Raw genomic sequence first — 6,326 nt, 5'->3', positions numbered from 1 at the left:
CGAGTCTGCAAACGACTCGGGCCGGGCGATTTTTTTCACGATTGCAAGGTATGTCCCGGTTTGATCGCCAGCACACTGCACGGCGCGCGATGCAGGATCTGTTCGGCGGTGGTGCCCAACAACTTGTTCAAACCGTGGTGCTGCACCGTGCCCAACACGATCACCTCAATGTGATGTTCGGCGGCAAACTCGCAAATGCTCGGCACCGGTGGTCCCTCGACAAAATGTCGGCAGGTCGGCGGCACACCGTGGCGTTCGGCCAGGGCGGCAAATGCCTCCTGTTGCGCACTGCCCAGTGACTCATAGATGCCGGTGGCCAGCGGCAAAGCGCCGTAGCCCATGTCCGTGGCATACACCGCCGCCCAGTCGTAGACATGCAGCAACTCAAGCCTGGCATCACACTGCTCGGCCAGGCGCACCGCGGCGTCGACAATCTGATCGTTGAACAGCAGGTCCTGATCTTCACTGCGCAGTACATCAATGATCGCCAGCACACTGCGTGGCCTTGGATGCACGTCATCGGTGACCAGATGCACCGGCACCGGGCAATCGCGCAGCAGTTGCCAATCCAGCGGGGTGTAAAACACCCGCTTCAACGCTGACTCCTGCTGCGCGTCCTTGATGATCAGCGATACCGGCATTTCGTTGACGAACTGCAGGACTTCTTCGTAAGGATGTTGCACCCAGACCACCTCACTGGTGACCTGGATGCCATGCCGTTCGAGCAATTTGCCCTGCTCGGCCAGCCACTGGCGATGCGTGCGCAAATAACCGTCCCGGGCCAGACGGATTTGTTCAGGGGCGAACAGGCCCGCCACCGCCAGCGCCTGCAGGTAATCGAAAGCGACGATGTGCAACGGTAACTGCATGGCGACGGCCAACGCGGCGGCACGCTCGAACGCCGGGGTGTGGCTCATGGTAGGGGGAGCAATCAACAACAAGCGTTGGGTCTGCGACATGGGGCACCTCGGCACGGCGGCCATCGGGTTCGAGTGAACAGATCTCCAGATTGCCCGCTCCTGCTGCCGACGAGTTGATCTTGATCAGCTCTGCCTCAAACCCGCGTCGCCGGATTTCAGTGCCACAAAGTGCCGGCCCACATCGCCAGTGTCAGTAACACTTGCCCGGGGATGACAATCGCCGCGAAACGCCTGCCGCCGCTGACCCAGGCCACCACGCATTTGCTCAACGAGTTGCTGCTGATCGCGATCAGCGCCGGAGCGACAATCGCCTCCACCGGTAACAGACCGGCCTTGGCCAACCCGGCGATCGAGGCGGTTGACGCGTGCGCATCGGCGAACCCGCTGAAGGTGGCGGTGAGCATCACGCCCACCTGGCCGAATTGACTGAGCATGGCCGATGACACCAGGGTGATCGCAGTCATGGTCAACGCGACGATCAAGGCCAGTTTCAGGTTGAATGCACCGCCTGCCGGCAGCGTCTCTTCAGTTCCTCTGGCGGGTCGGGGAAACATCAGACAAGCACTGTAGATCAGCGCCGCCACGCTGCCGCAGACTAACGGCAGCCACATGGTGCGCAACAAGGCTGGATCGACGGTGGCGAGAATCAGCCCGGTCTGAACCATGGTCGCCAGATTGGACAGCAGCGCCGCCGCGCCGAGGATCCGCAGATTCGCCGGCTCCCGGGCGAGCCGATGGCCCATTGTCGCAATGGTCACGGTGCTGGAAGCGAAGCCGGAGGCGATGGCGCTGAGGACGTAGCCGTAACGAATGCCCAGCGTACGAACGGCAATGTGCCCGCCGGCGCCCACCAGCATCAGCAACACCGTCAAGGTGCAAATAGTGCGCAGATTGAGCGCGGCATACGGCCCGATGTAGCGATCCGGCGTCAACGGCAACACCACCAGCGCGGTTATCAGCAAGATCAGGCCATCGCGCATTTCGGTTTCGCTCAACTGCGTGATCGCGAAGTCATGCAGCTTTTCCCGATACGTCAGCAAACCCGCCACCACCACGCCAATCGCCACCGCCAGTTCGGGAGAGCGTGTGCACAACGCGCCCAATATGAGCACGATGAGCAGCGCCACTTCGCTGGTCACGCCGGGGTCGTCATCGCGCCCGCGCCAATAGGCGACGGTGATCAGCAAGGTCAAACCGATTGCTACAATCCCCACCAACAGCGCCGCCCCCACCACCATCGCGGCGTAGCCCAGCAACGCGCTGATCGCGAAGGTGCGCAAACCTGCGCTGCCTCGACGCTCACCCGTGCCCTTGTGCCGTTCGCGCTCAAGACCGATGAGCATGCCGATGCCCAAGGCAGCCGCCGCCCCCGTCATGCCCAGGGATTCATTCATCGTCGATTTGCCCTGTCTTACCCCTGCGCGGATCGAATTCAGCCCGCAACAGCCTTCACGGTTCTGGCCGGCGCGGGTGGGGTAAATGTTTGACGCTCAGTTGCGTGTGGCCAGGGATGCGGCGCGTCGATACGGGCCTGGAGCCGGCTGACAAAAGCCTGCGCCTCCTGCAACTGATTGAAGTACACGCGACAATCATCCAGCGACACCACCCAGCCATGCGGCGCCGCCGTTGCACTGATATCAATGTTCATCGAAAAGCCTCCGTCAAATCGGAAAAGGCCCTTGTTCAAGGGGTAATCGCCACCTTCATGACCCCGTCGCGCTGATGCGCAAACAGCTCATACGCCGCCTCGATGTCATCGAGTTTGAAGCGATGGGTCACCAGCGGCGACAGATCCACCGCGCCGCTTTGCACCACCGCCATCAAGCGGCGCATGCGTTCCTTGCCACCGGGGCACAGGGTCGAGACGATGCTGTAATCGCCCAGCCCGGCGGCAAAGGCATTGAGCGGAATGCGCAGGTCGCTGGAGTACACCCCCAGGCTCGACAAGCGACCACCGGGACGCAGCACCCGCAAGGCCGATTCGAACGTACCTTGGGTGCCCAGCGCTTCGATGGACACGTCGACGCCACGGCCATCGGTCAACGCCATGATCTGCTCGACCACGTCGCCGTCCTTGAAGTTGACCACATGGGTCGCGCCCAGTCGGCGGGCGACGCTCATGCGTTCGGGCACGGCATCGACGCCGATGATCGTGGTGGCGCCCTTGAGGCGCGCCCCCGCCTACCGCACACAGGCCGATCGGCCCGAGGGCAAAGACCGCGACGCTGTCGCCGATGTTGATCTCCCCGCGCTCCGCCCCGGAAAAACCGGTGGACATGATGTCCGGGCACATCAGCACCTGTTCGTCGCTGAGGCCGTCGGGGATCGGGCACAGATTGGCCAGGGCGTCCGGCACCAGCACGTATTCGGCCTGGCAGCCGTCGATGGTGTTGCCGAACTTCCAGCCGCCAATCGCCTTGAAGCCGTGGCGGGTGTCCGGGCCGTCCTGCGAGCCGCAACCGCACAGGCAAGCGTAACTTTGGCCGCTGGGCGTGATAGCCCCGGCGATCACCCGTTGACCCTCGACGAAACCGCGCACCTGCGAAACCCAGTCGCTCGATGACGCCCACCGGCTCATGACCGATGGTCAGCCCTTTGGCCACCGGGTATTCGCCGCGCAGGATATGCACGTCGGTGCCGCAAATAGTCGTGGTGGTGACGCGCACCAGCGCATCCAGTGGCCCAACTTGCGGAATCGGCTTGTCGTCGAGCACGATGCGGTTCTTTTCGACGAAGATCGCTGCTTTCATCATGGTCATGATCAAATCCTCTGAGCGGTCGCAGCTTGAGATGTCCTCAAGACTGCGCCGTCGTCACAGCGCCAACGTTGATAATGGTCAAACAATCTGCGGATCAGCCCACCGCTGTCGCGAGCACGCCCGCTCCCACCCGGGATCCCGGACAGCCTCCTCATACCGCACGTCCGATGGACTGTGTGGGTGAATCGCCCCGTTGACAAATATCAATCCCGCCCGCCACGCCCGGGCCACGATGGACTCAAGGCTCACGGCCCGAACACAACGCCGCCCTTTCGCGTCGTGTGTGCGATCAACCACGGGAGATTTGTCATGTCTGAGCAATCGCGTTTCATGCTGGTGGTTTCGCCCCTGATGAAAAACAGCCCGGCTTTCGAGCGCGCCGCCGCGCTGGCCAAGGCCTCCGACGCGGCGTTGCACATCGTCGCCTTCGATTATCTGGAAGGCCTGGCGACCGCCGGACTGGTCAACGAACAAGCGCTGGAACAGATGCGCCTGGGTTACATCGAACGCCATCATCAATGGCTTGAGGATCAGGCCCGGCCATTGCGCAAACTCGGGGTGCACGTCACCACCGAGGTGGTCTGGGTCGAAAGGCCGCTGCAGGAAATCCTCATTCACCTGCGCGAACAACCGATGACGGCGCTGATCAAGGCACTGGAGCACGAATCACTGCTGTCGCGCCTGATGTTCACCCCGCTGGATGTGCACCTGCTGCGCGAATGCCCGGTGCCGCTGCATTTCGTCAGCCATGTGCAACACGCGCTGCCACGGCGGATTGTCGCGGCGGTCGACCCGTTCCATCGCGATGGTCAGTACCAAGGTCTGAACGACCGGATTCTGTACGAGGCCGATAAACTGGCGACGCTGTGTAACGCGCAACTCGACGTGATTTACGCCCATGATCTGACCTCGCTCAGCGCCGCCGAATTCGGTTTCGATCACGCCTCCGCGTTCTTTTCCTCCAATGCCGCCAAAGCGCTGTTCGATGCCCAGGGCGAAGCGTTCCGTGAGCTGGCCGAACGCAACGATATTCCGGCAGAAAACCAGCACATGATTTTGGGTGACCCGGCCAAGGTACTGGCCAGCTACGCCGATGCTTATGACATCGACATGATCGTCATGGGCCGCATCGCCCACCGGGGTGTGGGCCGTCTGATCGGCAGCACCGTCGAACACCTGCTGTACAAGATGCCGTGCAGCGTGTGGGTGGTGGCGCCGGAAAAAATCGAGTGAAGTTATAAGCTGATAACGCCTTCATTAAACCGTCTTTCAAACGTTGTACTAGGATAGGATCCACATCCTGACATTGCGCCGACCAGGGAACATGCTCGACGCAGGTCAGGAATGGGACTGTTTCACCTGCAACTCATGGATGATGTTTATGAACTCACACCTGTTTCCCCATATCGGCAAAGTCATTGCGAGCACCGGTAGCCGGCACTTTCCGCGAATGCTGCATGACCTGATCCAGACGCAACTGGCGGTGGACGCCACGCACATTCGGCAAATGCGCGTTGAGCCGGTGGGCCGCCCCGCCCATCGCAATCCGCCGGAAACCGGCAAAGACCCGGCCCAGCAGGCTGAAACGGTATTCTGCGAACACATTGCCGCACGCTCGAGCGCGCCCAATAGACCCGCCCGCCTCCGCCAGCGCCGACGCCTCACAATTGCACCTGACCCGACGCAAGGACGGCTACCGCTACGTGATTTCGGTGTATCGCAACGACCAGTCGCAACGGTTCTCGGCTCAGGAGCAGAGTTTGTTGCAGGACATCTCTCCGGTGCTGTTGCCGATGGTGGAAAAACACATACACGCCCTGCAACCCTTGCAAACCGGCACTGAAGAGCCGTCGCCCGGCACTGACGGCGCGCAACCGGGCCTGGACAACCTGCGACTGCGCTTCAACGAACGTTTGCAGCAACTGGGCCTGAGCCTGTCCAATCGCGAAACCGAGGTGTGCATTGGCCTGCTCGCCGGGCGTACCGCGCCGGAGCTGGCCGAGCAATTGCAGTTGAAGGTCAACACGGTGGAAAGCTATCTCAAGCGCGCCGCGATCAAGCTGGGAATCAGCGGCCGGCATTCGTTGATGCGCTGGATGTACTCGCCGGAGGACACGTCCACCGCCACCAGCGCGGCCTGAGTCCGCCACTGAAGAAAAAAAACCGCCGCCCTCCCCCGGGTGGCGGTTTTTTTTACATTGGCGGCTTAATCCTTCGGCATGACTCTGTCCAGCGCTTGATTCACCGCCAACTCCCCCAGCATCACCACTTGCGCAATGCCGAGCGCCGTATTGCGACCCGGCCCTTCCAGCGTGCCGGCGAAATCACCGAGCATGACCGTGGCCGAGGCCAGGGATTCGCAGGCGTTGGCCAGCAGGGATTCGGTGTCGGTTTGCGGGTTGACCAGGAACATGCTGCTGGGGGCTGTACGGCGTTGCCATGATGTGCGCGGGCGCGAGGTAATGGTCGAGGGCGCGTTCGGCGGCTTCGTGGAGTTTTCTGGAGTTGAGGGATTCGTACGGCTGATACCGATTCTGTGATCGGCGGATTGGGTGGGGTTTCGGACATCAGCTGGCACTCCGATCGAGGCATTTTGAATGAATGATGACCTGTAGGAGCTGCCGCAGGCTGCGATCTTTTGATCTTG

At 61.8% G+C, this 6,326-nt stretch carries 4 protein-coding genes and 3 pseudogenes; 2 read left to right on the top strand and 5 right to left on the bottom strand.

Features of this window, described 5'->3' with window-relative positions:
* Positions 1-35: 35 nt before the first annotated feature.
* The 4 genes and pseudogenes from HT737_RS27340 to HT737_RS27325 form a co-directional block, all read right to left on the bottom strand.
* Positions 36-959: a universal stress protein gene (locus HT737_RS27340; RefSeq protein WP_182404380.1), complete on the bottom strand. Its 924-nt coding sequence runs from the start codon at positions 957-959 to the stop codon at positions 36-38.
* Positions 960-1,075: 116 nt separating this feature from the next.
* Positions 1,076-2,314: a DUF4010 domain-containing protein gene (locus tag HT737_RS27335; protein ID WP_182404379.1), complete on the bottom strand. Its 1,239-nt coding sequence runs from the start codon at positions 2,312-2,314 to the stop codon at positions 1,076-1,078.
* Between the two features lie 38 nt (positions 2,315-2,352).
* A complete protein-coding gene (locus tag HT737_RS27330) occupies positions 2,353-2,568 on the bottom strand; it encodes a hypothetical protein (protein ID WP_182404378.1) in 216 nt (71 codons plus the stop codon).
* 35 nt (positions 2,569-2,603) lie between these two features.
* A pseudogene (locus tag HT737_RS27325) lies at positions 2,604-3,679 on the bottom strand (NAD(P)-dependent alcohol dehydrogenase).
* A gap of 309 nt (positions 3,680-3,988) precedes the next feature.
* On the opposite strand from HT737_RS27325, the gene HT737_RS27320 reads away from it, so the two are divergent.
* Together HT737_RS27320 and HT737_RS27315 are read left to right on the top strand one after the other, a co-directional pair.
* The gene (locus tag HT737_RS27320) at positions 3,989-4,912 is read left to right on the top strand and encodes a universal stress protein (protein ID WP_182404377.1); all 924 of its coding nucleotides are present in this window, start codon (positions 3,989-3,991) and stop codon (positions 4,910-4,912) included.
* 148 nt (positions 4,913-5,060) lie between these two features.
* Positions 5,061-5,820: pseudogene (locus HT737_RS27315) on the top strand (helix-turn-helix transcriptional regulator).
* A 65-nt stretch (positions 5,821-5,885) separates the two neighbouring features.
* Here HT737_RS27315 and HT737_RS27310 read toward each other — a convergent pair.
* A pseudogene (locus HT737_RS27310) lies at positions 5,886-6,247 on the bottom strand (DUF6124 family protein).
* Positions 6,248-6,326: the final 79 nt, after the last annotated feature.

Source organism: Pseudomonas sp. MD195_PC81_125, assembly GCF_014060985.1.
Classification (GTDB): domain Bacteria; phylum Pseudomonadota; class Gammaproteobacteria; order Pseudomonadales; family Pseudomonadaceae; genus Aquipseudomonas; species Aquipseudomonas parakoreensis.
Note: the sequence above shows the minus strand (reverse complement) of the source record. Positions and strands in the feature narration are given on the sequence as shown.

What these genes read in the sequence shown, in the direction of transcription:
- HT737_RS27340 (WP_182404380.1), bottom strand. Translation starts at nt 959, where the DNA reads ATGTCGCAGACCCAACGCTTGTTGTTGATTGCTCCCCCTACCATGAGC.
- HT737_RS27320 (WP_182404377.1), top strand. Translation starts at nt 3,989, where the DNA reads ATGTCTGAGCAATCGCGTTTCATGCTGGTGGTTTCGCCCCTGATGAAA.
- HT737_RS27335 (WP_182404379.1), bottom strand. Translation starts at nt 2,314, where the DNA reads ATGAATGAATCCCTGGGCATGACGGGGGCGGCGGCTGCCTTGGGCATC.
- HT737_RS27330 (WP_182404378.1), bottom strand. Translation starts at nt 2,568, where the DNA reads ATGAACATTGATATCAGTGCAACGGCGGCGCCGCATGGCTGGGTGGTG.